At 44.4% G+C, this 26,778-nt stretch carries 20 protein-coding genes and 1 tRNA gene; 15 read left to right on the plus strand and 6 right to left on the minus strand.

Going from position 1 to position 26,778, the window contains the following annotated elements; genetic code table 11:
* Window positions 1-115: 115 nt before the first annotated feature.
* Window positions 116-574 (plus strand): hypothetical protein, encoded by a 459-nt coding sequence (locus AC23P2_RS23980; RefSeq protein ID WP_487775551.1) that lies wholly within the window; start codon window positions 116-118, stop codon window positions 572-574.
* Between the two features lie 46 nt (window positions 575-620).
* Here the strand turns inward: AC23P2_RS23980 and AC23P2_RS23985 are convergent.
* Window positions 621-693, minus strand: a tRNA-Lys gene (locus AC23P2_RS23985).
* A gap of 281 nt (window positions 694-974) precedes the next feature.
* Between AC23P2_RS23985 and AC23P2_RS23990 the strand changes: the two genes are divergently transcribed.
* The 8 genes from AC23P2_RS23990 to AC23P2_RS24025 all read left to right on the plus strand — a co-directional run bounded on the left by AC23P2_RS23990 (window position 975) and on the right by AC23P2_RS24025 (window position 15,249).
* Window positions 975-1,829: a fumarylacetoacetate hydrolase family protein gene (locus AC23P2_RS23990; RefSeq protein ID WP_487775552.1), complete on the plus strand. Its 855-nt coding sequence runs from the start codon at window positions 975-977 to the stop codon at window positions 1,827-1,829.
* A 109-nt stretch (window positions 1,830-1,938) separates the two neighbouring features.
* Window positions 1,939-4,104, plus strand: a complete 2,166-nt coding sequence (locus tag AC23P2_RS23995; protein ID WP_487775553.1) for a DUF5916 domain-containing protein — start codon at window positions 1,939-1,941, stop codon at window positions 4,102-4,104.
* 31 nt (window positions 4,105-4,135) lie between these two features.
* Window positions 4,136-4,819: an HAD family hydrolase gene (locus AC23P2_RS24000; protein WP_487775554.1), complete on the plus strand. Its 684-nt coding sequence runs from the start codon at window positions 4,136-4,138 to the stop codon at window positions 4,817-4,819.
* A 30-nt stretch (window positions 4,820-4,849) separates the two neighbouring features.
* Window positions 4,850-7,183 carry a TonB-dependent receptor gene (locus tag AC23P2_RS24005; RefSeq protein ID WP_487775555.1) on the plus strand — a complete coding sequence of 778 codons (2,334 nt, stop codon included), beginning with the start codon at window positions 4,850-4,852 and terminating at the stop codon, window positions 7,181-7,183.
* Window positions 7,184-7,373: 190 nt separating this feature from the next.
* Complete coding sequence (locus AC23P2_RS24010; RefSeq protein WP_487775556.1) at window positions 7,374-7,994, plus strand: TetR/AcrR family transcriptional regulator; 621 nt, start codon at window positions 7,374-7,376, stop codon at window positions 7,992-7,994.
* Between the two features lie 100 nt (window positions 7,995-8,094).
* Window positions 8,095-8,892 carry a DAPG hydrolase family protein gene (locus AC23P2_RS24015; protein ID WP_487775557.1) on the plus strand — a complete coding sequence of 266 codons (798 nt, stop codon included), beginning with the start codon at window positions 8,095-8,097 and terminating at the stop codon, window positions 8,890-8,892.
* A gap of 26 nt (window positions 8,893-8,918) precedes the next feature.
* Window positions 8,919-10,268 (plus strand): FAD-binding oxidoreductase, encoded by a 1,350-nt coding sequence (locus tag AC23P2_RS24020; RefSeq protein ID WP_487775558.1) that lies wholly within the window; start codon window positions 8,919-8,921, stop codon window positions 10,266-10,268.
* Between the two features lie 52 nt (window positions 10,269-10,320).
* Window positions 10,321-15,249: a tail fiber domain-containing protein gene (locus tag AC23P2_RS24025; protein WP_487775559.1), complete on the plus strand. Its 4,929-nt coding sequence runs from the start codon at window positions 10,321-10,323 to the stop codon at window positions 15,247-15,249.
* Between the two features lie 61 nt (window positions 15,250-15,310).
* Here AC23P2_RS24025 and AC23P2_RS24030 read toward each other — a convergent pair whose 3' ends face one another.
* Together AC23P2_RS24030 and AC23P2_RS24035 are read right to left on the minus strand one after the other, a co-directional pair.
* Window positions 15,311-17,095 (minus strand): MutS-related protein, encoded by a 1,785-nt coding sequence (locus tag AC23P2_RS24030; protein WP_487775560.1) that lies wholly within the window; start codon window positions 17,093-17,095, stop codon window positions 15,311-15,313.
* Window positions 17,096-17,130: 35 nt separating this feature from the next.
* Window positions 17,131-17,430: a muconolactone Delta-isomerase family protein gene (locus AC23P2_RS24035; RefSeq protein ID WP_028527195.1), complete on the minus strand. Its 300-nt coding sequence runs from the start codon at window positions 17,428-17,430 to the stop codon at window positions 17,131-17,133.
* A 138-nt stretch (window positions 17,431-17,568) separates the two neighbouring features.
* Between AC23P2_RS24035 and AC23P2_RS24040 the strand changes: the two genes are divergently transcribed.
* A complete protein-coding gene (locus tag AC23P2_RS24040; RefSeq protein WP_028527196.1) occupies window positions 17,569-18,096 on the plus strand; it encodes an acyl-CoA thioesterase in 528 nt (175 codons plus the stop codon).
* 23 nt (window positions 18,097-18,119) lie between these two features.
* On the opposite strand, the gene AC23P2_RS24045 is transcribed toward AC23P2_RS24040, so the two are convergent.
* The gene (locus tag AC23P2_RS24045; protein ID WP_028527197.1) at window positions 18,120-18,407 is read right to left on the minus strand and encodes an ATP-dependent Clp protease adaptor ClpS; all 288 of its coding nucleotides are present in this window, start codon (window positions 18,405-18,407) and stop codon (window positions 18,120-18,122) included.
* A gap of 104 nt (window positions 18,408-18,511) precedes the next feature.
* Between AC23P2_RS24045 and AC23P2_RS24050 the strand changes: the two genes are divergently transcribed.
* Together AC23P2_RS24050 and AC23P2_RS24055 are read left to right on the plus strand one after the other, a co-directional pair.
* A complete protein-coding gene (locus AC23P2_RS24050; RefSeq protein WP_472486959.1) occupies window positions 18,512-19,981 on the plus strand; it encodes a sodium:solute symporter in 1,470 nt (489 codons plus the stop codon).
* A gap of 20 nt (window positions 19,982-20,001) precedes the next feature.
* Window positions 20,002-20,718, plus strand: a complete 717-nt coding sequence (locus AC23P2_RS24055; RefSeq protein WP_487775561.1) for a LytR/AlgR family response regulator transcription factor — start codon at window positions 20,002-20,004, stop codon at window positions 20,716-20,718.
* 257 nt (window positions 20,719-20,975) lie between these two features.
* On the opposite strand, the gene AC23P2_RS24060 is transcribed toward AC23P2_RS24055, so the two are convergent.
* On the minus strand, window positions 20,976-21,272 hold the full coding sequence (locus AC23P2_RS24060; protein ID WP_028527200.1) for an HU family DNA-binding protein: 297 nt from the start codon (window positions 21,270-21,272) through the stop codon (window positions 20,976-20,978).
* A 352-nt stretch (window positions 21,273-21,624) separates the two neighbouring features.
* Window positions 21,625-23,832: a hypothetical protein gene (locus tag AC23P2_RS24065; protein WP_487775562.1), complete on the minus strand. Its 2,208-nt coding sequence runs from the start codon at window positions 23,830-23,832 to the stop codon at window positions 21,625-21,627.
* Window positions 23,833-23,962: 130 nt separating this feature from the next.
* On the opposite strand from AC23P2_RS24065, the gene AC23P2_RS24070 reads away from it, so the two are divergent.
* From AC23P2_RS24070 to AC23P2_RS24080, 3 genes are all read left to right on the plus strand, one after another.
* A complete protein-coding gene (locus tag AC23P2_RS24070; RefSeq protein WP_487775563.1) occupies window positions 23,963-24,763 on the plus strand; it encodes an RpnC/YadD family protein in 801 nt (266 codons plus the stop codon).
* A gap of 189 nt (window positions 24,764-24,952) precedes the next feature.
* Window positions 24,953-25,777, plus strand: a complete 825-nt coding sequence (locus AC23P2_RS24075) for an SGNH/GDSL hydrolase family protein (protein WP_487775564.1) — start codon at window positions 24,953-24,955, stop codon at window positions 25,775-25,777.
* Window positions 25,778-25,851: 74 nt separating this feature from the next.
* Window positions 25,852-26,745, plus strand: coding sequence for an NAD-dependent epimerase/dehydratase family protein (locus tag AC23P2_RS24080; protein ID WP_472486955.1), 894 nt, complete (start codon window positions 25,852-25,854; stop codon window positions 26,743-26,745).
* Window positions 26,746-26,778 lie beyond the last annotated feature (33 nt).

Below are 26,778 nucleotides of genomic sequence, written 5' to 3' on the forward strand. Positions count from 1 at the left end.
TATTACTAGGTAAAAATGATATTTTCTTGATTCTATACCCTGAAATCAAGAAGATTTATTTTTTTTACCACTTCGCTAGGGAGAACCTAATTTGCTTATTAAAACAAAAAGAAAAATGAAGAAGACAATTTGTTGGGCGCTACTCATGGGTTTAGGTGCGTGCCAAACGCAGCAAGGTGAAAGTACCCAAAATGATACAACCAAAGTAGCGGAGGTGCCGATTGTTGGCGGTGATCTCGACAAACACGGTTGCAAAGGATCGGCAGGCTATACTTGGTCGTCGGTAAAAAAAAATTGTGTACGATTATTTGAGCAAGGTGTTCGCCTTAACCCTCAAGATACGACCTTAAATCAGACGGTGTCGGCCTTTGTTGTTTTTGCTGAAGAAGCCCAAGAAAATGCAGGAGATGTCGAATTGTTTTTGCCAACACTGGCAGATAGTTCCATTATTTTGTCGCCACTCAAAGACAACGGTGCAGGAACTTGGGGCAATGGCAATTATCTTCTAACGCAATGGAAAGGTGTATATACTTTGGAAGAAAAAAAGAAGGTATTGTACCAAGGCGGGCGCTAAAAAAAAGCCTCAAAACAGTGCGTTTTGAGGCTTTTTTTTGTTTTTGTGATCCCGCTGGGACTCGAACCCAGGACCCATACATTAAAAGTGTATTGCTCTACCAACTGAGCTACGGAATCCTACTTTTTCATTACTGCTTTCAACTTTTTTCGTTTCGTTGTCTGCGTTGTTCTGAAATCGTGGTGCAAAAGTACGTGGTTTGACAATACGACGCAAGTGCTGATGTGAAAATATTTTTAAAATATTTTTTAAATATCAGACAGTGAGTGAGTTAAAGTTGAAAATATTTTTAACTTTTTTTTGCGACTCCGATTTGTGGTTAGATTCTTGGTACGAAATGCTTATAAATTCGTAGTATTGAAAGTTAATCAATCATCACTCATTTATTTCCACTTCCATAATGAAACTATTTCGTTTTGGCGCATTTGAACAAGAGCAACCGGGAGTTATTTTGTCGGATGGCCGTAAAGTAAACGTAGCAGCGTTTGGCGAAGATTTTAACGAGGCATTTTTTGCCACCGATGGCCTTTCTCGCTTGGCCGATTGGCTCACCATTCATGCAGATACTTGCCCTGAGGTTTCGGAGGATGTTCGCCTTGGTTCGGCCATCGCGCGCCCTTCAAAAATTGTTTGCATCGGCTTGAACTATGCCAAACACGCGGCAGAGTCGGGGATGGATGTGCCAAAAGAACCCGTTATCTTCTTTAAATCAACTTCCGCTTTGTGCGGTCCAAACGATAACGTAATTATTCCGCGTAATTCTGTCAAAACAGACTGGGAAGTAGAGTTGGCCTTCGTGATTGGTAAAAAAGCCAGCTACGTGGATGAAGCCAATGCCATGGATTATGTAGCGGGTTATATCTTACACAACGATTATTCGGAGCGTGAGTTTCAACTTGAGCGCAGTGGTCAATGGGTAAAAGGTAAAAGCAATGATACTTTTGCCCCGCTTGGGCCTTTCATGGCAACCAAAGATGAAATCGCTGATCCTCACACACTTCGCCTTTGGTTGAAAGTGAATGATGAGATGTTGCAAGACTCAAATACCGATGATATGGTGTTTAAAATTCCAACCTTGGTAAGCTATCTAAGCCAATTTATGACCTTGCTTCCTGGCGATGTTATCTCAACAGGAACGCCGTTTGGGGTAGGGCTGGGCTTTAAGCCGCCAAGATACCTCAAAGCGGGCGATGTTGTCGAACTAGGCATCGACGGGCTCGGGACGCAACGCCAAGTGGCAGAGGCTTATCAGTAAGACGAGTAAAAATCTCAGCATTTTATTTTTTCATTTTGTGCGGCTTGATGGTTTCCATTAAGCCGCACGCTTTTTGTTGATTTCAACCTATCTATCCAAATTTCAGATCATGTATCGGTTTTTGTGCTTACTGCTTTGCTGCACTTCTCTTCTTACGTTTGCCCAAAAGAAAAACGAAAAATTTCAATACCACATTTTTGAAGCCAAAGGGGCTATTAAAATTGATGGCTTAGAAAATGATGCCGCTTGGCAGCAGACAGAGCTGGCGAAAGATTTTCACATGGTGACTCCCATGGACACGAGCCTAGCGCGCAACAAAACCGAAATGCGTCTTTGCTACGATCAGCACAATTTGTACATCATTGCGGTTTGCTACAAGGCCGTAAAAGGTTCTTTTGTGGTTGAATCACTAAAACGGGACTTTAATTTTGGGCTCAACGATAATTTTTTTGTGGTGCTTGATACGTTTGAAGACCTCACCAATGGCTATTCGTTTGGGGCAAGTGCCGCAGGGGCGATTTGGGACGGACAGGAAGCTGATGGAACGTTTATTAACCTCAACTGGGACAATAAATGGCATTGTGTAACGCGGAACTATGAAGACCGCTACGTGTGGGAGGCTGCTATTCCGTTTAAAACCATTCGCTATCGCCCCGATAACTTGCGCTGGGGTATTAACGGCAGTCGTTTGGACTTGGCGACCAACGAAAAATCGGCTTGGGCGCCCGTTCCGCGTCAGTTTCAGTCGGCCAACTTAGGGTATGCTGGGGTATTGGTGTGGGATAAGCCTTTGCCACCTGCTGGAAAAAATATCTCTTTGATTCCTTACGCCTTGACGAGTATTTCTAAAAATCAACTGGCCAAAACGCCTGCTGATATTAAACCAAACATCGGGGGTGATGCTAAAATTGCCCTCAATTCGTCACTCAACTTAGACTTGACTGTAAATCCTGACTTCTCTCAAGTAGAAGTGGACGTACAACAAACCAACCTCGACCGTTTTGAGTTGTTTTTCCCCGAACGTCGTCAGTTTTTCCTCGAAAACGCGGATTTGTTCGCTAACTTTGGTTTTGCCACGTTGCGGCCTTTCTTTTCGCGTCGGATAGGGTTAGGGGTGCCTTTGTTATTTGGCGCACGTTTGAGTGGGAAATTGGATAAAAATTGGCGAATTGGTGTGTTGGACACGCAAACCAAAGAGGACGGTGCAACGCCCGCCCAAAACTTCGCGGTGGTGGCTTTGCAACGAAAGGTGTTTGCTCGCTCGAACGTAGGCTTGCTGATGGTGAATAAACAGTCGTTAAACCTTGATGAAAGTGTTCATAAAGGCGCATCAGCGTTCAATCGAAACGTAGGAGCGGAGTTTAACTTAGCCTCGGCCAATAATATCTGGACGGGGAAAGCCACCGTTTTGAAGTCATTCAGTCCAAACGTTTCGGGCAATGACGTAGCTATTGCAAGCATTTTGAATTACAACAAAGCCAATTTCTTTTGGCAATGGCGCCAGGAATATGTGGGAGAAAATTACAATGCCGAAGTAGGTTATGTCCCCAATGCCGCCCGTCGTGGGTATCAGATGATGGCGCCGAACGTGGGGTATTTGTTTTTTGTAAACTCCCCGCTATTAATCAGTCACGGGCCTTTGCTACAGTCAACTTTGTTTTGGAACAAATCAGGCCGTTTGACAGATAATGAGACGTTTATGGCCTATAATTTCAATTTTCGCAACCGTGCGATAGGAATGGCTTGGGTTGCTACAAATTACGTGCAACTTCTGGCGCCTTTTGACCCAACCAACACTGGCCGTGAAAAATTGGCCGCAGGGACGAAGCATTATTGGAATTCTTTTGGAACAGAGTTTACGTCAAGCCCACGAAACAGATTTACGTATTCGTTTGCCACGCGCTATGGTGGCTTTTATGCCGATGGAACTCGCCTCAATTTAAGAACGACGCTGGGCTATCGTTTTCAGCCGTACGTGGCTACCAAATTTTCGGTGGACTACAACATCATCAAGGTACCTTATTTGCAAAAACCTGTGGAGTTGTTGTTGTTAGGGCCACGGGTGGATGTGACATTCCGCAACAATCTTTTCTGGACGACTTTTGTGCAGTACAACAATCAAGCAGATAATGTCAACCTAAATACGCGTTTGCAGTGGCGCTATCAGCCTGCATCTGATTTGTTTATCGTTTATACTGACAATTATTTGCCCGAAAACCTCATGGTTAAAAATCGAGCGTTGGTGCTCAAGCTGACGTATTGGTGGAATATCTAATGGTTGTGTATTTTTGCAAAAAAATACGTAAATGAGCATAAAAGTTGTTGCGTTTGACGCGGATGATACATTGTGGGTAAATGAGCCTTTTTTTTACGAAACAGAAAGAAAACTCTGTGCCCTTTTGGAAGATTATCTGCCGCACCACACAGTTTCTCAAGAGTTGTATCGAATGCAAATTCAGAATTTGCCGCTGTATGGATATGGGGTTAAAAGCTTCATTTTGAGCATGATTGAGACGGCGATAACGGTATCGGAGAAAACAATTAGTCTGGAGGTAATCGAAAAAATAATTTCGCTCGGCAAAGAAATGTTGGAAAAACCGATTGAGTTGCTGGATGATGTGGAAGAAGTATTGCAGACGCTTTCGGGGCGCTATCGGCTGGTGGTGGCTACCAAAGGCGACTTGCTAGACCAAGAACGAAAGCTGAAAAAATCGGGCTTGGAGCACTATTTTCACCACATCGAAATCATGAGTGAAAAACGGGAGGCCGATTACCGAAAGCTCATCAAACACCTAGACATTGCGCCCGAAGAATTTGTCATGATTGGGAATTCCCTCAAATCGGATGTATTGCCAGTTTTGACCATGGGAGGACACGGATTTCACGTGCCGTTTCATACGACTTGGGCGTTTGAGCAAATCGAGCACCGCATTGAACACGCCAATTTTAAGGAGTTTTCGGCGCTGAAAGAGGTACTTGCGCATTTGTAACGTAACACGCTTACACTATCGTTAGAGTAGATGTTTGGGAAGCTTCGCACACTAATGGGGATTTTTGGGTTGCTGATAAGTTGGCACCTCAATACCCGTGGGCAGTCGTTCACCCAAACCATTAAAGGACAAGTAATTGACGCGGAATCTCGACAGCCTTTGGCGGGGGCAAGTGTGGCTATTTTGACCACACAGCCGCTGCTAGGAGGGCAAACCGACGCAAATGGCCTTTTCAAAATTAAAGGCGTACCCCTGGGGCGTCATACGTTGAAAGTTACCTTTTTAGGGTACGAAAATGGCCTCATTCAAGAGCTCGTTGTGGGGGCGGGAAAGGAAATTGACCTCACTATTCGGCTAACCGAATCGCTCCAACAATTGGAAACGGTCACGGTAAAAGCTTCACCACAAAACGGAACTGCGCTTAACGAAATGGCCACAGTTTCAGCACGGTCGTTTTCGGTAGAACAAGTCAAACGCTATGCGGCAGCTATCAATGACCCTGCGCGTATGGCGCTTACTTATGCAGGAGTAGCCAATAATAATGAACAAAGCAATGCGCTTATTATCAGAGGAAATAGCCCCAAAGGTGTATTGTGGCGGATGGAAGGTGTAGAAATTCCCAACCCAAATCATTTTGCCGAAGAAGGGGCAACGGGAGGAGGAATTAGTGCCTTGAGTGTCAATATGTTGAGCAACTCCGACTTTTTTACGGGGGCGTTTCCAGCCGAATACGGAAATGCTACTTCAGGGGTTTTTGATTTAAAGCTACGCAAAGGAAACCACGAAAAACGCGAATACTCGGTGCAGGTAGGGGTGCTGGGAGCGGATATTGCCGCCGAAGGCCCTTTTAAGCCGTCGGGGAAATCTTCTTACTTGGTGAATTATCGCTACTCGACCCTCGAAATGATTAAGCGGGCGGGTATTGAGATTATTGGAGATGCGGCGCCAGATTTTCAGGATGGGGCATTTAAGTTCTTTTTCCCCACTTCTAAAAATAGTACTTTATCGCTGTGGGGAATGGGTGGACTGAGCCGTCAGATTCGCCGCCGTACCACCCAAAACGATGCGTTTCATTCTGACCGCGCGGTAGTTGGGTTGAACTATACGCACTTTTTATCTAACCAATCGTACCTAGATGCTTCCGTTAGTTGGGCGGCCAATCGGCAAACGTACGATGCGACTCGTTTGCAACAAATTTACGTTCGAGAGGAAGATTTTACGAACCAAGCCTACCGCCTTTCGTTGCAATGGAATCATAAAATTAGCGCGCAGCATTCACTTCGCGTGGGGCTGATTATGAGTGATTTGAGGTTTGTTTTGCTCAACCAGACCATTGATGGCCCCCGTTTTAGTACGACGGTCAACCAACGCGGAGAAACCTCACTTGTTCAGGCGTACGGTCAATGGAAATTTCGTGCTTCACCCACTTTTACCCTGACTTCAGGGCTTCATGCGACTCGGCTGGGAATCAATGGTCAAGCTTCGGTTGAACCTCGGGTGGGATTTCGTTGGAATGTTTTGCCCCGCCACGCCTTGACGGCTGGGATGGGCGTACACAGCCGAATCGAAGCGCTTTCGACTTATTTTGCAGAAGTTAAAACCACCAATGGGGCGACTACCCAAGCCAATAAAAACTTGGGTTTGATGAAGTCAGCACATTTTGTGTTGGGGTATGAGTTTCGCCCGCGCGAAGATTGGAGATGGCAAGTTGAAACGTATTACCAGCGTCATTTTGACGTTGCCATTGGAACAGCCTACGCCAAAACCATTTTTTTACAAACCGAATCCATGCTCAATTTGATGGATGGCTACCTCACCGATTCGTTGGTAAGCAAAGGCACAGGGCGGAATTATGGCATAGACTTTACGCTGGAGAAGTTTTTGACAAATGGCTTTTACTTTATTCTCACATCGTCGTTGTACCAATCCAAATACACTGCCCGCGACGGCATTGAGCGCAATAGCCGTTTTAATGGCAATTTTGTGCAGAATATTCTTTTGGGCAAAGAATGGAAAATGGGGGAGATGAAAACCAATACGTTGGCCGTCAACATCCGAAGCCTATGGGCGGGCGGTAATCGTTATGTCCCGATTGATTTGTCCCAATCTCAAAAACGTAATACGACCGTCAGGGTCTATGAGCGCTCTTACGAAGAGCAATTGCCCAGTTATTTTCGTTTTGACACGCGGGTAAGTTTTACCAAAAACCGCCGTAAAACCACGTCAACGATTTCGCTGGACGTTCAAAATGTCTTCAATCGGCTCAATTTATACCAACCATTTTACGATACTTCCACCAAAAGCTTGCAGTTTGATACCCAATTGGGCCTAGTGCCGATTTTGAATTGGCGCATTGAGTTTTAGGGCTTTTTCTGGTTAACCTTTGGCGCGTGAGGGCGGGTTGTAAGCAACCCTTGACACGTTAAAATCGGGTTGTGAGCAACCCTCAGCACGGGATACGCCACCCTCAGCACGGGGAGAAAAAATATTTTTTGGGTAAAAAATTGGAAGTAAATATTTTTATAAACAATTTTGTCGAGAAAAAAAAAGGTAAATGCCAAAAATCGACCACGATACCAAAGACCGCATACTAGCGGCTGCCGAGAAAGTGTTTCACGCCAACGGTTTTAAAGGGGCGCGAACCTCGCTCATTGCCGAAGAAGCGGGTATCAGTCGGACGATGATGCACTACTATTTCAATTCCAAAGAAGAACTTTTTCAGGAAGTGCTCAAGCGGTCGGTTGGGGTTGTCCTCGAACATGCCCAAGGGGTTTTGACCCAGCCCCGCGACCTGAAAGAAATGGTGAACGGTTTGATTGATTTGTTGTGTGATGTTTGTGCGTTAAAGCCTGGCTTGCCGACTTTTGTGGTCAACATTTTTAACGAATCGCCCGAAATTGCGTATTTCATGGCTATGGGTCAGTCGGATGAACTTCCAAAGGTGCTGAATCGGTTGCTAGAGGAGGCAAAACAGCAAGGAACGGTACAGTCGGACATAACGGGTGAACACCTAATGCTCCATATATATGGCTTATGTTCAATGGCTTACTTGGCGCATAATTACATCAAAGCCAAAGAAAAACGTAGCGACGAAGCAATGAATGCTTTTTTGGAGGAGCGTAGGGTACAAATCAAAAGCTTTGTGTGGCACGCCCTTGGTAATCAGGGGATTTAAGCACGTTTGAAGGGCTTTGAATTGAAAAAGGCGTCTCGCCTTATTTTTTGCGATTTATATAAACAATTTTGTTGAACTAAAATGTATAAAATAATTAACCATGACAACCCACGCCACCTACATGGGGTACCGAACGGACGATTTCGAACACCCCTTTGCTAAGTTTTTCAACGATGTGATTGCCTCAATTCCTGCCAACGTAGCTGCGGCATTGGACCATGCCTTGCCTTCGTCGGAAGCTTTGGATTTTGAAAAAGTGACCAAATTGGCAAGCAAAGGCTACGATTCGGTTGAAAATGGATATTTTATGCTGCCTGACGGAGGATTACACGTGGCCGTGCTGACCCCTATGCTGCACGTTACTCCCCCCATGTGGGACTGGTGGTTTGGCTGGCACGGTTGCCAAGATAATCGCTATAAATTATGGCATCCTGCTGCCCACAAATCTGCCCGCTGGGAAGATGGGCGCGACGATGAAGCGTACATTGGTCGCACGTCTATCATTGAAGAATATATCGGAACTTCCCTCGAAAAAGCGGCTATTCAGTTTGTGCATCCCACTGCATTGGGGTTTTCGGAGGAGCAGATTGCCGACAAAGAAGAAGTGGTGTATATCTGCGCACGCTTGGGATATCCACATTTGCCCGTTGATTTTGGTTGGCTGGTACACCAAGTGCGCAAAACCGCCGTTGGCGCCGAAATGCGTTCACGGTTTTGGATGGGAGGAAAACACATTCAGTTGAGGGGAGACAATAAGTTGGTTCAACTGGTGTCAGCAGTGTTGCCAAAAATTGCACATCTCCCTGAACGTCAAGCGAAAGACTTGTTGCAGCATTGCTCCGAGGAAATGAATCATTTGGCCAAAATCTTGCCCGACTTATACCACGAATTTCACTAATCCAACCCTTTAAAAACCATTTTAACATGAAACCAATTGCTATTTCAGGAGACATTATCCAACAAGGAGACAAAGGCTTTGATAGGGCTATTATGGACACCCTTTTTAATCAATGGGAACCAGGCCGCCGCCCCGATATGATGGTAACCCCAAAAACCATCGACGACATTATTGACACCATCCATTATGCTCGAAAAGAAGGAAAACATATCAGTATTTGTTCGGGAGGGCACAGTTGGTCGGCCAACCACGTTCGGAACAACAGCGTGTTGATTAACATGCGAAAATTTGATACGTATGAGGTAAACCGTGAGGCGATGACGGCCAAAGTAGGGCCAGGGGTAGGAGGGAGTACGTTGCTAACGGCCTTGTTTGACCAAGACTTGTTTTTTCCTGCGGGGCACTGCAAAGGCGTATGCGTTGGCGGTTATCTGCTGCAAGGAGGTTTTGGATGGAACGGACGAAAGTTGGGCATGGCTTGCGAAAATGTCATTGGAATTGACGTGGTTACGGCCAATGGCGACTACATTCATGCCAACGAACACCACAATTCGGACATTTATTGGGCAGCGCGGGGTTCAGGCGGTGGATTTTTTGGCGTTGTGGTGGCGTTTCATCTACGACTTTTCAAGAAGCCTGCTTATTGTGGGTCTATTACCCACGTTTTTGATATTCAGCACCTTGAAGATGTGTTTCGGTGGGCGCACGAAATAGGGCCAAGTGTGCCTGATGCCGTCGAATTTCAGTTACTCACAAGCCGCAAAGTCTTGAAATTTTTGGGGCCAGGCATTGAAGCCGTTGCACCAATTTTTGCCGATACAAAAGACGAACTCGAAGAGGCCAAGGCGTTTATGTTGAATAGCCCCATTAAGCAAAAAGCATTTTTCAAAACACCTTATTTGAAAGCAAATATGTCGTCGATGTATCGTTTTGTGATGACGCATTACCCCGACGACCACCATTGGGGAGTGGACAATATGTGGACCAAAGCTTCCATCGACGAGCTAATGCCCTATTTGAAAGGCATGGTGGAAACCCTGCCACCTGCTCCTTCGCACATGTTGTGGCTTAACTGGTACCCTCCCAAGCGTTCACAAGACATGGCTTATTCGCTGGAAGATAACATTTACATTGCCCTGTATGGTACTTGGAAAGACGCAAACGACATCCCCAACTACGGCAGTTGGGCAAAAGGGTGGATGGAAAAAGCCAATCACTTGTCCACGGGAATTCAGTTGGCCGATGAAGGACTTCACCAGCGCATGGCACCTTTCGTGGCGGCAGATAATCTAAAACGTCTCGACGTAGTACGTGCCCAACGCGACCCGAATGGATTATTTAACCCTTGGCATAGTCGCCCTACTCTTACTCTATAACCAATTCCACACCTTTATTTTTTGTTCCACCACCTCTTTACTACACATTGTTATGAACTCACAGGTTATTTTGCGCCGCGCTTATGCGCTGGCGATTGCATTGGTTTTGTCTTTATTTATGGGGACTAAAACGGTTTATAGTCAGTCGGTTACTTTTACGCCCAATGGTGTATGGTTACCAAGCATGACCTCCAACGAACGTATCACAATGCCCGTTACGATGGGGCAATTGGTTTTCGATACCAACACGAAGTCGATTTGGTACCACACAGGCGTGGGAGGAGATTGGAAAGAATTGATAACGGTCAAGCCGTCGGCGGATAATTTGGGCAACCATACTGCGACCCAAAATATCAACGTGGGCGATTACTTTTTGTCGCCCGATGGCTTAGATCGAGGCTTGAAAGTTGGCCGCGAACAACTGTTGTTGCAATTGCCCAAACCGCGTTTTCAATTGGGAACCAACTTGGCGACAAATTCACAAATCAATTTTGCCAACTACACCCGCAATTGGGCCATAAGCACCTCCCAAGACCGATTCGAAATCGTGGACTCTACCTTTCAAACGCGCCCATTTATTATTGAAAAAAATGCCTTTCATAACATGTTGTACATTCAGGAGGATAAAATTGGGATTGGAACCAGTTCGCCTCGCGAAAAGTTAGATGTGGCGGGAAAAGTAAAAATGAATGGTTTTCAGTTGCACAATGGCACCAATACAGCAGGGTTTATTCTGCAATCGGATGCGGGAGGGAACGGAACGTGGGTGAACCCAGCGGCGGCAGGTTTTAACTATTGGACGGTAGGCAACGGTACCATGTTTCCGAACCAAAATGTGAACGTGGGGATTGGAACGGAAGCGCCTAGCTCGAAGCTGGATGTGAATGGGAAACTGAAAGCAACAGAAGTCGAAATAGCATCAACGTTGAAAACGGCTTCACTAGAAACGTCAGGCACAACGAAAACGACGAACTTCCAATTGACCAATGGCGCAATTAACGGATATATTTTGCAGTCGGATGCCAACGGAAATGCAAGCTGGAAAAGCCCTTCGAGTTTGCCGATTAACTTTTCTGAGAGCGACCCCAAGGTGGGATCATTAAGCAGGAATATTGTGCCAAAATGGAATGGTAATAAGCTCACAGACGGTACAATCGTGGACAATGGCAACGTGGGAATAGGGGTTGCTGCGCCGACGAACAAATTGGAAGTAGCTGGTACGACGAAGACGACGAATTTACAGTTGACCAATGGCGCAACCAACGGTTATATCTTGCAATCGGATGCGAGTGGAAATGCAGTTTGGAAGGACCCCGCGAGCTTACCAATTAGTTTCAGTGAAATTGACCCGAAAGTGGGGACATTGACTAACAACGTGTTACCCAAGTGGAACGGGACAAAACTCTCAGACGGTACAATCGTGGACAATGGCAACGTGGGGATAGGGGTTACTGCTCCGACGAACAAATTGGAAGTAGCAGGGACAACGAAGACGACGAATTTACAGTTGACCAATGGCGCAACCAACGGTTATATCTTGCAATCGGATGCGAGTGGAAATGCCGTTTGGAAAGACCCATCGAGCTTACCAATTAGTTTTTCTGAAACCGACCCAAAAGTGGGGACATTGACCAACAACGTGTTACCCAAGTGGAACGGGACAAAACTCTCAGACGGTACAATTGTGGACAATGGCAACGTGGGAATAGGGGTTACTGCTCCGACGAACAAATTGGAAGTAGCAGGGACAACGAAGACGACGAATTTACAGTTGACCAATGGCGCAACCAACGGTTATATCTTGCAATCGGATGCGAGCGGAAATGCCGTTTGGAAAGACCCATCGAGCTTGCCAATTAGTTTTTCTGAAACTGACCCGAAAGTGGGGACATTGAGTAATAACGTGTTACCCAAGTGGAATGGAACAAAACTGTCTGACGGTACAATCGTGGACAATGGCAACGTGGGAATAGGGGTTACTGCTCCGACGAACAAATTGGAAGTAGCAGGGACAACGAAGACGACGAATTTACAGTTGACCAATGGCGCAACCAACGGTTATATCTTGCAATCGGATGCGAGTGGAAATGCAGTTTGGAAGAACCCCGCGAGCTTACCAATTAGTTTTTCTGAAACCGACCCAAAAGTGGGGACATTGAGTAATAACGTGTTACCCAAGTGGAACGGGACAAAACTCTCGGATGGTACGATAGTGGACAATGGCAACGTGGGAATAGGGGTTACTGCGCCGACGAATAAATTGGAAGTAGCAGGGACAACGAAGACGACGAATTTCCAATTAACAAACGGAGCAACCAACGGCTATATTTTGCAATCGGATGCGAGCGGAAATGCGACTTGGAAAAACCCGACATCGCTGGGCATAAGTTTTACGGAAACAGATCCCAAAGTAGGAAGCCAATCGTTGGATTATGTGCCAACTTGGGATGGCAATAAACTGGTCAAAGGAAGTATCTTTGATAATCGCCGAGGACGAATAGGGATTTTAAACGATGACCCCCAAGCCCCTTTTTCAGTGGGCGAAAGCTACGTTACCAACCTAGACGCTATTACTTATTTTAACACTTCGGAGAACAAACCAGTAGTATTCGCCAGTATTGATAAAGCCACTCCTGCCAATAGTAAAGGCATCATGATAGGGGAGCGAGGGAACGAAATTCAAGGTCGTTCAGATGGAGACTTGACCACAAACGGTGATTTGATTTTGAATGCTTACGATGGAAACGTGGGTATTGGAACCACCACGCCCAGTAGTAAATTGGACGTAGAGGGGAAAATAAAATCAACGACTTTGCAATTAACCAACGGGGCAGCGAATGGGTACCTGTTGCAATCAGACGCAGACGGGAATGCGATTTGGAAAAACCCGACATCGCTAGGGATAAGTTTTACGGAAACGGATCCCAAAATAGGAATCCAAACGTCGGATTATGTGCCAACTTGGGATGGCAATAAACTGGTCAAAGGAAGTATCTTTGATAATCGCCAAGGACGAATAGGGATTTTAAATGATGACCCCCAAGCCCCTTTTTCAGTGGGCGAAAGCTACATTACCAACTTAGACGCTATCACTTATTTTAACACTTCGGAGAACAAACCAGTAGTATTCGCCAGTATTGATAAAGCCACTCCTGCCAATAATAAAGGCATCATGATAGGGGAGCGAGGAAACGAAATTCAAGGCCGTTCGGGTAATAATTTGACCACAAATGGCGATTTGATTTTAAATTCTTATTCAGGAAACGTGGGTATTGGTACATTATCGCCTTCTACAAAATTGGACATAAATGGAAAAGTAAAAGCAAAAAGTGTACAATTGAGCGATGGTGCCCAAAATGGCTTTATCCTTCAGTCGGATGCGAGTGGAAATGCCTCGTGGGTATCCCCCAACTTCTCCGAAACTGACCCTAAAATTGGAAACTTAACAAGCAATTATTTGCCCAAATGGAACGGTTCTACTTTGGCGAACACGCAAGTTTTTGATAACGGTTCAAATGTCGGCATCGGAACAAATACACCTTCCGTCAAATTAGATATAAATGGGAAAGCTAAAGCTACCCAATTACAATTGACCACGGGAGCAACCAACGATTATGTCTTAAAATCTGACGCCAGCGGAAATGCGTCATGGGCCGACCCGACTCATCTAACAACCATTTTACAAGATGCTGATGGGAATACAAAAATTGAGGTTGAAAAAATCGCAAATGAAGATGTTATCCACTTTTCAACGAACGGGAAAGAACGATTGGCAATAAAAGGAGCCCAAATGGCAGTTTATAGCACAGGAGGTTCTACATTTTTAGGATACGCTGCGGGCGAAAATGATGATTTGTCAGATAACCTTAATACTTATGTGGGCTATTTTTCAGGAAACAAAACCTCTACAGGCATTGGAAATGTAGGACTAGGAAGTTTATCGCTGGAAAATAATGTGTCAGGCATTTACAATGTATCGCTTGGCTCACAATCGTTAAATAAAATAACGACAAGCTCTTATAATACAGCTATTGGGGTATTTGCTGGACAGAATGCGACAGGTTCAGGTAATGTTTTTATTGGCTACGAAGCGGGTAAGAACGAAACGGGTAATAATAAACTTTATATTGATAACTCTAATTCAGCTACTCCGTTGATTTACGGAGATTTCGCTTCTAATTTATTGACCGTCAATGGTAAAATGGGCATAGGAACAACTTCCCCGACGCAAGCCAAATTGGTGGTGAATGGAAATGCCAGTAATACACTTTCTTACGCCTATTTTAATGGCAGTAACCAGACAGGAGCAGTCACCAATTATACCGCCAACTATTCTATTTACGCCTCTGACCGTGTGGCGGCTACCGAATTTAATGCTTTTTCAGATGCGCGTATCAAAGACATCAAAGGAAAGACAAATAATACTACCGACCTCGAAACCCTAGCCAAAATTGAAATTACCGACTATCAATTCAAAGATAAAATCGGAAAAGGGAACGGCCATCACAAAAAAGTGATTGCCCAACAGGTAGAAACGGTTTACCCACAGGCGGTTAGTAAAACCACCGACATCATTCCTGACATCTATCGGTTGGCCAACGTTCAAAATAACTTTGTCGAATTGCCCCACCATCAGCTTACGGTTGGGGAAAAAGTAAAACTCATTTTTGGCGAAAAGCAGGAAATATTAGAGGTGGAGGCTGTGAATGAAAAAGGGTTTAAAGTAAAAAATAACGGTACAGCGCTCTTGGCCGCAACTTCAGTATTTGTTTACGGCCGAGAAGTATCCGATTTTCGTTCGGTAGATTATGAAGCCCTCAGCACGTTGAACATTTCGGCAACGCAGGCGTTGTTGAAGCGCATTGAGCAACTCGAATCCGAAAACACGCGCTATAAAAATGAATTTAAGTCGTTTCGAGCGGAGTTGGAGCAATTAAAAGCAGCCGTATCGGGGGGAACGAACGAGACAAAAGGGAAATAGTGCGTTGAGGTACTCATTCAAGTGCGTCGGGGTGCTCACACCCCGACGTTCCCAGCATACCTCAGGGAATTTCAATCCCAATTTGTCGCATCAATGCCGTTGCGTTAAATTCTCGGCAAACCCCTTCTTTCAACTGATAGTCGAAGTGTAATTTGCCGTCGGTGAAGGTAGAATAAAAACTGTAATTGTGGGCAAACTGCCCTTCGTTGGCCATGTCGCCCAGCTCAATGTCGTGGGTAGAAATAAACCCAGCCGCTTTTTGTAAATGAAGCTGCCGAATCAGTGCCTCGGCACCTTTGTGGCGGTCAACGGAGTTGGTACCTTTTAATATTTCGTCCAAAAAGTAAAACACAGGAATGGGCGAGCTTTCCGAAAGTTTGAGCAAGGTTTGTAAACGCTTTAACTCAGCATAGAACGAAGAGGTGTTTTCTTCCAACGAGTCTTGCGTTCGCATACTTGTAAAAACCTGAAGAATAGCGCTCGAAAACTGTTCGGCACAGACGACCGAGCCCGATAACGCCAAAACGGTATTGACGCCAATGGTGCGTAAGAAGGTGCTTTTTCCTGACATGTTTGAGCCTGTAATGATGGCCGTTTGGCCCAAACCTTGTAGTTCAAAATCATTACAAACACGTTTGTCAGCCGCAATGAGCGGATGGCCGACGTGTTTGGTTTTGATGTAAAATGATTCGGTAGAAAGTTCGGCAAACGGATAAGCGGGATTAGAATAAGCAAAGCCCGCCAAGCTACTTAGGGCTTCAAACTGACCCAGTACGTGAAACCATCGCCCAAGGTCGTCTTGGTGGCGCTTTTTCCACGCTTCAAGTTGGGTCATCCATTGCAAATCCCATAATGAAGGAAGGCCAATGGCCAGCATAAAGTACGGATTCAGCCGAAAATTGAGGTTTTCGGTCATTTTAGCAAGCTGCTGAATACTTTTTGACGCGGGGATGCCCGTAGTAAGTTGGCTTTTGAGCTGTCGTAGTTTAGCAGACTCAAACGACTGATTTTCAATTTTTTCAAAAAGAGCCGCGTAAGCTTTCAAGGTTCCGACAATTTGCTCCGATTGCTCGGCATACGCCTTGACCGAAGCGTTAAGTTTGCTCAAAATAAACCCGTGAAAAAGCAACACGGCTACGATAACCAACCAAGGGATTAGACCCAGAGACGCTGCCATAATCCCCAAAATTGTCAGGATGGGCAACCACCTAAAACGCTTCCAGCGAAGTATGGATTCATTTTCGCCAGCTTTGAGCCAAAGCGATAAAAATTCGGTGGATTGGGAAATTTGTTTTTCGAGAGCAGCAGTGGCTTCAAACTCTTGACGCCAGTCGAGTAGGGGAGTAAGCTCGGCAATGGCCAACTGACGAACCGTAATTTCGATGGGGTCGGCGGGGGCTAAGAGCCAATGTGCCAAGGTTTTCATCCCCACTTTGGTATGCGCCCGATTGATGAGTTTAAAAAGTGAATGTTTGCCAAAAACATCCAAATCGTAAGCATAGGGATGGTTGGGCGGAGCAAACTCTTCCCCCGTTTCTTTTCTCAAAAAAGAAAGCGACAACCTTGCCGTTTCTTCTTTGTTGAGCTGAGTCAAAATCCGATAAAGATTGAGAAGTCGGGAGGTTTTTTGGTGTTTGCGCAGCACAATCGCAAATAAAACCAGCCCTAGAAATCCAATGGTAAAGGCAAACGAAAGGTCACTTTTTGAAAGCCACCAAACAGCGGCGGCTGCTAAGATAAAAATAGCAAGTCGAGCGGTGGAAAGTTGGTTATAACGGCGCTGGATTACTTCGGTTTGTGCTTGAAAAACGGCTTGTCGTTGGGTGTAGATTTCGGAAGGATTCACGGCTGAATTTTTTCCCAAAGGTACACATCTTTCGACTAATTGAGCGAAAACATCGGGAGTTTTACGGCCGTTGCGGTATTATTAAACATCAATTCCGAAATCGTGGGCTCCATGAAATCAATTAACGGAAACTGCGAAAGAATTTCCAAAACGTGCAATTCGGTATCGGCTTTGATAACGCACCAAAGCTTGGTCCGATCGGATGAAAGGGCATAAGACGTAATTTTTCCCGTCTCCATCAAATGATTGATTTTTTGACGCTGGCGCGGGATTTTTGCTAAAAACTCCTCCGTCATTTCGTCAGGGAGGGTAAATTCTACCATGAATTGACTCATAATCCTAGAATGTTAGATTACAAAAACAACAGCCAATGTACTGAAATGGTTCGGAAAGTTGTGGTTTGAGAGTTTAGAATTAATTTTGTCGCTTGTATTACATTCGACAATCAACATTCTAAATTCGACATTCCAATTATGCCTCTTCCCAAAAAAGCCAGTGAGTCACACACCATCATGACCGAAATGGTACTGCCCAACGATACCAATACCCTCAACAACCTCATGGGAGGGCGGTTGCTTCATTGGATGGACATTTGTGCCGCCATCACTGCCCAGAAGCACGCGCATCGGACAGTAGTGACGGCTTCGGTCGATAACGTATCTTTTGCCGAGCCGATAAAGTTAGGAAACATCGTAACGTTTGAGGCGCAAGTCACCCGTGCCTTTACGTCGTCGATGGAAGTACACATCAAAGTAAGCGCCCAAAACCTTTCAGCGGGCGAGGCGGCTGTGCATACCAACTCTGCTTTTTACACTTTTGTAGCGGTTGACCAAAGCGGGCGACCCATCGAAGTTGCGCCCGTGATTGCTGAAACAGAAGAAGAGCAAAGCTTTTTTCAGAGCGCGTTGCGTCGTCGGCAATTACGGTTGGTTTTGGCAGGGCGAATGAAACCCAGCGATGCCACCGAATTGAAAGCACTGTTTGGAGAAAGTGGCGAATAAGAAGTAAGGGAAAGGCAGAATTACTAAAGTATTTCTGCCGAAATACCACGGCGACAAATCTCTTGGCGTTTGGGTACTAGCTCTTCCCAAGAACCATTTTTTACGCGGCATTTGCCTTTGTAATGAATGATAATGGTACACTGTTCTGCTTGTTCGGGGGTATGTTCGCAAACATCCATGAGGGTTTCGATGACCCAATCAAATGTATTCACCTCGTCGTTGAAAACCACTAGACTGTAAAGGTCGGTTTCCACTACTTTTTGCTCTACTTCTTCGACTACATCGACTTCGGGCATTTCAAACAGTTGCATGTGCAAAGATTTGTATAGTTAATGAACTGATATAACAAATTTACGAAAAATCGTATAGGTTTGCAAAAGGTATAAACACATTCTAACCTTATTTGTTCCATTCTATGAGTCCATATGTAGCTCTCACCATTCTCATTGTGTATTTTGCGGTATTGATTGCAGTGTCTATTTATACCTCTAAAGGGGCTGACACAAATACTTTTTTTACGGCCAATAAGCAGTCTCCCTGGTACTTAGTGGCATTTGCCATGATAGGCACGTCGCTGTCGGGGGTTACTTTTATCTCCGTACCTGGTGCAGTTGGAAAAATTCAATTTTCCTACTTTCAGGTGGTGTTAGGTTATATTTTGGGATATCTGTTTATAGGTAGTGTGCTCATGCCGCTTTATTACCGACTGAACTTGGTCTCTATTTATACCTACCTCGAACAGCGTTTTGGTTTTTGGGCGTACAAAACAGGGTCGGCTTTTTTCCTGCTTTCGCGCACACTCGGTTCGGCAGTGCGGCTCTACGTAGCGGCGCAAGTTCTTCAATTGGCCATGTACAACGGCCTTGGGATTCCCTTTGAAGTGTCCGTATTGATTACGATCGCACTTATCTGGGTCTATACTTTTAAGGGTGGAGTAAAAACTATTATTATCACCGATACGCTCCAAACGACGTTTCTGGTTACGGCAGTCGCGCTTACGATTTATTTGATTTCCAAAGAGCTAAATTTTACGTTTGGCGGGATGGTCTCTGCCGTGGCCGATAGCGAATATTCTCGCATTTTCTTCTTCGACGATCCAAAAGACAACAAGTATTTCTGGAAGCAATTTTTGTCGGGGGCGTTTATTGCCATTACCATGACGGGTATGGACCAAGATTTGATGCAAAAAAACCTGACTTGTAAAAACATCGGTGAAGCTCAGAAAAACATGTTTTGGTTTACCATTACGTTGACCTTCGTCAACCTGATGTTTATGAGCCTTGGGGTGTTGTTGTATTTTTATGCCCAGGCCAAAAACATTACGTTACCAGAACGTACGGATGAAATTTACTCGATGTTGGCCTTGAATCATTTTGGCCTCAACGAAGGAACGGCGGGAGTTGTGGTCGCAATTACGTTTTTGATTGGGATTACGGCTGCTACCTATGCAAGCTCGGACTCAGCGCTGACCGCCCTGACGACGTCTTTTTGTATTGACTTTATGAACGTAACCAACAAACCCGAAAAAGAACGCGCCCGTATCAAGCACTGGGTACATATTGGGTTTTCGTTGTTGTTTTATGTGGTCATTGTACTTTTCAACCAACTCAATAGCAAAGAAGTAATTACGGCTATTTTTGACATTGCTGGCTATACCTATGGGCCGTTGCTGGGCTTATTTGCTTTTGGGCTATATACCAAACGTTCGGTGAAAGACCGCCTGACGCCTATCGTGTGTGTCTTGGGGCCGATTATTACGTACGTACTGAACCAAAATTCGGAGGCATGGTTTGATGGGTACAAAATTGGTTTTGAGCGGCTTATGCTAAATGGCGCAATTGTATTTTTAGGTATGCTATTGATTTCAAAACCAAAAGAATCGTAATTTTAAAGAAAAATTCGTTCATGAAAATCAATACACTGGTTGTTGATGATGATATAAACTGGCAAAAAATCATTGGGAAATTTGTGCAAATGCACCCCAATTTGGAGCTTGTGGGCGTGTGTGGTTCTGCCATGGAAGGTTATAGTAAAATGAGCGATGTCGAGGTCGATTTGCTGATTTGTGACATCGAAATGCCCGAAATGTCAGGTTTAAGCTTTGTTAAAAGCATTCGCCATCGTCCTTTGGTTATTTTTGTAACAGCACATCGTGACTATGCCTTGGATTGTTATGAGGTATCGCCAGTGGATTTTATGCTAAAACCGCTTGAATTAGAGCGTTTTTTGAAGGCCATTGAAAACGTCAAAGAACGCTTCATAAATACGGAAGAAACAAGCCCAGTGGAGCCTTATTTTTTTGTTAGGGAAAACTCCAACTACATACAAATTGCCTACAAAGAGGTGCTTTACATGAAAGCGCAGGAAAATTATCTGCAAATTGTGACAAAGCATTCGTCCTACTCACCCATTTTATCTATTTCTAAAATGGAGGAACAACTTCGTAGCGACGTTTTTATGCGGGTACACCGTTCGTTTTTGGTACATCGCTCTGCGATTCAGATTATTACAAAAAACGAAATTATCTTAACTACTGGAGATTCTATACCCATCGGGGATCAGTATCGCAACCAAATTACCCGCAAACACATTGAGGGAAACCTGATAAGTCGTATCCTATAACTGCGTCACAAAATAGAAGGGGTTGTCCAAAAAGTAACAGGTTACAAAATATTCTTTGGATTCAACCTCATCCCAACCCTTCCGCTCAGGCGGCCCTGTCCTTTCTGGAGAAGGGCTCTAAAAGTCCCCCTCTACTGAAAGGCCGCGACGGCGTACCGTGAGGGGGATTTAGGGGACGGTCGGCCGCTGCCGTGAGGTTGAACAGAGACCGAAGATAATTTGGTGATACCAGACTTTTTGGACAACCCCTTCATTTGTTATAGGCTAGGCTCAAGGAGGCTTTTTTTAACTTCTTCAATAAAAATTTTTGAAGGCTTAAAAGTAGGGTATTCGTGTGCTTCTACCTCAACAAGGGTATTCCGTTTTACATTGCGCGCAGTGCGTTTTGCACGATGTTTGTTTTGAAAATTGCCAAAACCGCGCACATAAATAATTTGGTGTTGGCTAAGTGAGTCTTTGATGACATCAAACATCGCATCGAGCGTTGTTTCTACTTCGGTTTTGGTACGGTCGGTTTGCCGATAAATACGCGTTACCAATTCTGCTTTAGTCATTGTAATGGGTTTTTAGGTACACAGATCATTTCGCATAAGAGTTTCAATAACCGTTGATGTGAGATAACTAAGTACCCTTGCCGAAAATCGGCGGCACTATCAGTACAACAAAATTATATTCCAAAAATAGTATTTTAAAGTCCGATTCCAATTTTTTTATGAAAGGGGAGTATTTGTACATAAAACCCTCTATTTCGTACATGAAAATTGGAGGGGGCAAATTGGGTTGATGATAGTGGGACACGAAAAGCGGAACGTAACTTACTATACGTATATTTATGTCATTTAGGTACATAAAAAAACGCAGGCCACTTCATAGCGTAGCCTGCGTTGGAGTAAGATTTAAAAATCGTTATTTCATGACGGTATTGGTTGTAGCGCCACTAATAACGCCTAGATATCGTCCAGCCCAGTAAGGAAGCAGCCAAATATCTCCAGCACTCATTTCCGAACTACCACGCCCGTTTCGATCTAAAATAAACCGACTGTTGTTGTGACGAATAATGCCTAGTTCGTCGGGAGGAAGCACTTCTTTGGTGGTTTGTTCGATAAAATTGGGGGGCAATAGTTCAATGTCTTTGCGATGGCTATTTTTTACCGTCCAATCAATCATATCGAGCGGGTATTCTTGCAAATACCAAACAGATTCTTCCAAATCAAAATCTTGAATGCCAGTGATAGCCGTCAAAATATTCCACAGGCCATCTTTTTCGGGGCGTTCAAACTGCCAGTGGTCCACGATGGCTTTCTTGTAATTGGCCTTCAATGTGTCATTAAACGCATAGCGATACAACCCCCAATAGCCCATGTAGTACATTTCGTCGTCCGAATGGTTCCAGTCGCCCGAAAGCATCTTGCTCCAATCGCTGGCGTTTCCTGGTGCCTGCCCAATGATTTTCATGGGACGCATGAGGTTTTCGTAGTACCCGTGTTTTTTCATCAACTCAAATGCCTTGGCCTTGTATTTTTCTTTTTTGGTAAAATGATAGGCCGTTTGCAACATGGCCGTAATGTTGGATGAATTGAGCTTGCGGTCACCCACGTTGATGGGGAAGTTATTGACATAATCGGGGTGCCATTTTCCCCAAAGGGTAGGTTTTCCGTCCCAGTCCACCAAATACATATCATTTTTGATGATGTGGCTCATCAAAGTATCAATCAATGCAATGGAGCGTGATTTTAGGTCTTTGTCGTCGATCAACTCGGCCATGGCGCCAAACGCAAAAATGTGCCCAATCACTTCGTCGCTGCTTGTCGTGGACTTCCAATCCCATTCGGGGTCGTCGGTACGGCGCCACGGTTTGTCGTCGTATTTGTAGCCTGTGCGCTCAAACGACCGCGACGGAAACCCTGGGATTTTATTGATGTCGTACAGGCGTTCCATTGCATCCAACGATTCGCGGCAGTTTTGGAGTGCTTGTGGGTCTTTGGTGGCGGCGTAGCGGAAGATTTGCCCGCCCAAATACATGGAAGTCCAAAGGCCGTCGTTGTCAGAATCTTGCAATGTACCCGTGGACAAATTGCCGTTTTTCATGCGACCAAGCGTGCCATTAAAGCCATCCCGAATGTGGCGAGTGCGCACTTGTTTTTCGTAGAAAGTGGCTTTTTCTTGGAGCGTCATTTTGGTGAACATAATTTTTCCAAGCCCTTTGTCGGTCAATACCAACACCGAACCGCCTTCTCCTTGGGCAATGTGTACCACCTGGTCAGAAGGAAGCCAACGCTCAGAAGCGTAATAGTTAAATTTTCCGTCGGGTTTTTGGTAAAAAGCACCCTCGCTCGACCCAAACCAAAGCTGATTTCCAATGGCAGTGATGCAAGTGATGTCTGTTGAGGGAAGTTTTTGCTGGAGCGGCGTGATGACTTTGCCCGTTTTATCTAATTCGAGGTAGCCAGTTTTAGTGCCTACAACGAGCTTGGAAAGGGTGACTTCCAAGGCTGTGAGGTTATCGGCTGCATAGATTTTTTTCACTGCTTTGGCACCTTCAGCAGCCGAATACACCGCTTTGTCGGTCAATACATAAAATTGTCCGTTGTTGTATTTGATGTCCAAAATACGCCCTTCAAGACCCGTTTCTTTCCAGCCTGTTCCTTGTTTCGGAAGGTATTCTAGCTGCGAACCGTTGGCAATGAGGAAATTAAAGTCGCTACCACCTGCGAAGAGGTGTGCGTCGGGGAGTGAATGTTTGAGAAACAACTTGCCCGCCCAAGCATCGCTCAACACCGATTTGTTGTCAATCAAAACAAACTGCTGCTGATAAAGCGACAGGTTCGCAATTTTTTTATCAGCGATGGGGCGGTATGAAACATCTTTTTCTAGTGTCCCAGGATAGAGCAACTGACCCGCATGAGGTTGGAACAAACCTGTTTTGGTACTGATTTTGATGGTTCCATTGCGGTCGGTGAAAACATGGAGCGGTTCAACGCTGTCTTTGAAATAATATTTGATGGCGTAGTCTTGCGTAAAAGGCGTGTCTCGGTGGACAGGCTGTTTGGGTTTTTGAGCCAGAAGACCAAAAGAGCATAGCCATGTACTTAAAACTAGGAACTGTATTCTCATAAGATGGGATATTGGTGTAACAGAAACTTTCTTTTAGAATACTCTGATTTAATTCTCAAGGGCTATTTGGGAGGTTCAATTTTAAAACCTAAGCTACTCGTAGTACTCTAAATCTGTGTATTTTTGTACAATGAAACAGAAAAGGAAACAAGCCAACCAGTACGACAAAATTTTTAAAGAAAATATTGAGGTTGTCATTCCAAGCTTGATGGAAAATGTCCTTGGGATTACTGCGATTTCTTTAGAAGAACTTCCTGATGACATTCAGCATACTAAAGAGCGTAAACCTGATGTACTAAAAAAAGTTGTTGATAGCCAGAGTAATACATTTGTGTTACAGATTGAATTTCAAGTAGCGGATGAGCCAGAAATGGTTTATCGTATGGCGGAATATTGTATAATGCTTGCTCGTAAATATAAATTGCCTGTTCGCCAGTTTGTCATTTTTTTGGGCAAAACCATTCCTCAAATGGAAACAGAGCTTACGATGGAAGATTTAAGCTTTAAATACCATCTGCGCTCTATAAAAGTTATTGATTATCAGTTGTTTTTGAGGTCTGAGAAGCCCGAAGAAATTGTTTTTGCAGTACTAAGTAATTTTGGTGCAGATAAACCTGAAACAGCGATTGAAAATATAGTTGACCGACTTGAAGAAACAACGGGCACGGATTTGACGTTAAAGAAGTACATAAATCAGTTGCGTATATTAGCGGAATTGCGTAAATTAGATTTGCAAATCGACGAAATCATGGAAAGCATTTCAAAATATTTAAACGAGGAAAACGACTATTTTGTAGTCAAAGCCAAAAGAAAAATCGTTGAAAACTTATTAAAAGAAACTGATATGGCTTTTGACAAAATTGCTAAAATTGCAGGTGTAACTATTGACTTTGTCGTCAATATTCAACAAAAACTATCTTCTGACAAGTGATTTATTAGAAGAGCGCCATTCTTATTTACTTTATTTTCTTCATATTCATCCAACGCGGATTCTATTCCTCTGTGGAATAGAAAAGAAAGTGGTTTGTAACTGGCTAGCTGCCAGTGGTATATTGTGAATTAGGTGCGGTTAGCGTTAAAATAAAGGGCCAAGATGCTTTTATAACTAAACGCACTACACATGAAAAAATGGCTCATTGCTCCCGTATTGATTTTGCTCTTTTGCTGCTTTTCCCCCGAAAAAATGACGTGGGTGGCTTTGGGAGACTCGATTACTTACCTCAACGAACACCAAAATGAAACGGGCAATCGTATTACCAAAGGCTACATGACTATGGTGACGGAGAAATTGCCTCATATTCAGTATATTAATCAAGGGCATAATGGCTGGACGGCCGCGCGGATTGCGGAAAAAATCGAAAGCCTTAATTTGGTCAAAGCCGACGTTTATTCTGTCTTTTTAGGAACGAACGATTGGTGGGGAGGCCGACCCGTGGGTACGATGTCCGACTACGAAAACAACACGGGGTTTGGGACGCTCTACGGTTCGTTTCGGATTATTATCAATAAATTTCGAAGCCTCAACCCCGACGCAAAAATCATTTTGATAACGCCGCTTCAACGCGTGGATTTTGTGTATATCGCCAATTTTAAAAACAATGCTTACGGTTCGTACAAAGACAAAAAAGGGCAATATTTGGAGCAATTTGCGGAAGCCATCAAGGCCATTGGAGAGCGGGAAAAGCTGCACGTGGTGGATTTGTACCATGAGAAAAAACTAGCGCATTCAAAATTGGTGAAATTTAAACGACTAAAAGACCCACAAACGGGACAGTACAAAAACTATTCGTACCCCGAATTTATCGACGTTCCGTTCAACCCCGAAACAGACGAATATCCTTACCCCGTCGAATCCATCGCTATGACCTACGACGGCCTGCACCCTTCGGACGCGGGTTATGAGGTGATTACGAAGAAGTTGGTGAAGATTATGAAAAAGTGGTAGGTTGTAAGTTAATATCACCAGCCTAGGGGTTGCTATCAATACTGTTATTTATATTACTCAAATCAATTACTACAATGCGAATATTGTTTACGGGAGGCTCAGGAAAAGCTGGAAAACACGTCATTCCGTATCTGCTCGAACAAGGACATAAAGTGTTGAATCTAGATTTAACGCCGTTACATCATCCTGGGGTAGCTAACCTAACCGCCGATATTACCGATTCGGGGCAAATGTTTAATGCAATGACTTCCTACACGGGGTTTGAAGAACTGGAATTGGGTACAGGTGTGCCCAAATTTGATGCAGTGGTGCATTTTGCGGCGGTTCCACGTATCTTGCTAAAGCCTGATAATGAAACTTTTCGGGTAAATACCGTAGGAACTTATAACGTGATTGAAGCGGCCGTAAAATTAGGTATCAAGAAAATTATCATTGCATCGTCGGAGACTACTTATGGTATCTGTTTTTCGGATGGCCAAACCGACCCTCATTCGCTACCATTGGAAGAAGATTACGACGTTGACCCAATGGATAGCTACGGATTGTCAAAGGTGGTAAATGAAAAAACAGCGCGAAGTTTTCAGCGTCGCTCAGGATTTGATATTTACGCTCTTCGTATCGGAAATGTGATTGAGCCGCACGAATACGCTGAACTATTCCCTCATTATTTCAACCACCCTGAAGTACGTCGCCGAAATGCTTTTTGTTATATTGATGCACGGGATTTGGGGCAGATTGTGGATTTGTGTTTAAAAAAAGATGGCCTTGGTTACCAAGTGTTTAATGCAGGGAATGACCATAATGGCGCTGTAATTCCGAGCAAAGAACTAGCCGAGCGATTTTTTCCAAATGTGCCCATCACACGCGAATTGGAAGAACATGAAGCACTGTTTTCTAATCGAAAAATTCGTGAGGTGTTAGGGTTCAAAGAGCAACACAACTGGCGAAAATATGTAAAATGGGGCTAATGTAATGTCAACATTCATGTAGAAAACTGACGC

The organism is Runella sp. R0.1_18 (assembly GCF_057652155.1).

Excerpts from the sequence above, each read along its gene's own strand:
- AC23P2_RS23980 (WP_487775551.1), top strand. The coding sequence starts at position 116 with ATGAAGAAGACAATTTGTTGGGCGCTACTCATGGGTTTAGGTGCGTGC.
- AC23P2_RS23990 (WP_487775552.1), top strand. The coding sequence starts at position 975 with ATGAAACTATTTCGTTTTGGCGCATTTGAACAAGAGCAACCGGGAGTT.
- AC23P2_RS23995 (WP_487775553.1), top strand. The coding sequence starts at position 1,939 with ATGTATCGGTTTTTGTGCTTACTGCTTTGCTGCACTTCTCTTCTTACG.
- AC23P2_RS24000 (WP_487775554.1), top strand. The coding sequence starts at position 4,136 with ATGAGCATAAAAGTTGTTGCGTTTGACGCGGATGATACATTGTGGGTA.
- AC23P2_RS24005 (WP_487775555.1), top strand. The coding sequence starts at position 4,850 with ATGTTTGGGAAGCTTCGCACACTAATGGGGATTTTTGGGTTGCTGATA.
- AC23P2_RS24010 (WP_487775556.1), top strand. The coding sequence starts at position 7,374 with ATGCCAAAAATCGACCACGATACCAAAGACCGCATACTAGCGGCTGCC.
- AC23P2_RS24015 (WP_487775557.1), top strand. The coding sequence starts at position 8,095 with ATGACAACCCACGCCACCTACATGGGGTACCGAACGGACGATTTCGAA.
- AC23P2_RS24020 (WP_487775558.1), top strand. The coding sequence starts at position 8,919 with ATGAAACCAATTGCTATTTCAGGAGACATTATCCAACAAGGAGACAAA.
- AC23P2_RS24025 (WP_487775559.1), top strand. The coding sequence starts at position 10,321 with ATGAACTCACAGGTTATTTTGCGCCGCGCTTATGCGCTGGCGATTGCA.
- AC23P2_RS24035 (WP_028527195.1), bottom strand. The coding sequence starts at position 17,430 with ATGAGTCAATTCATGGTAGAATTTACCCTCCCTGACGAAATGACGGAG.
- AC23P2_RS24040 (WP_028527196.1), top strand. The coding sequence starts at position 17,569 with ATGCCTCTTCCCAAAAAAGCCAGTGAGTCACACACCATCATGACCGAA.
- AC23P2_RS24045 (WP_028527197.1), bottom strand. The coding sequence starts at position 18,407 with ATGCAACTGTTTGAAATGCCCGAAGTCGATGTAGTCGAAGAAGTAGAG.
- AC23P2_RS24050 (WP_472486959.1), top strand. The coding sequence starts at position 18,512 with ATGAGTCCATATGTAGCTCTCACCATTCTCATTGTGTATTTTGCGGTA.
- AC23P2_RS24055 (WP_487775561.1), top strand. The coding sequence starts at position 20,002 with ATGAAAATCAATACACTGGTTGTTGATGATGATATAAACTGGCAAAAA.
- AC23P2_RS24060 (WP_028527200.1), bottom strand. The coding sequence starts at position 21,272 with ATGACTAAAGCAGAATTGGTAACGCGTATTTATCGGCAAACCGACCGT.
- AC23P2_RS24065 (WP_487775562.1), bottom strand. The coding sequence starts at position 23,832 with ATGAGAATACAGTTCCTAGTTTTAAGTACATGGCTATGCTCTTTTGGT.
- AC23P2_RS24070 (WP_487775563.1), top strand. The coding sequence starts at position 23,963 with ATGAAACAGAAAAGGAAACAAGCCAACCAGTACGACAAAATTTTTAAA.
- AC23P2_RS24075 (WP_487775564.1), top strand. The coding sequence starts at position 24,953 with ATGAAAAAATGGCTCATTGCTCCCGTATTGATTTTGCTCTTTTGCTGC.
- AC23P2_RS24080 (WP_472486955.1), top strand. The coding sequence starts at position 25,852 with ATGCGAATATTGTTTACGGGAGGCTCAGGAAAAGCTGGAAAACACGTC.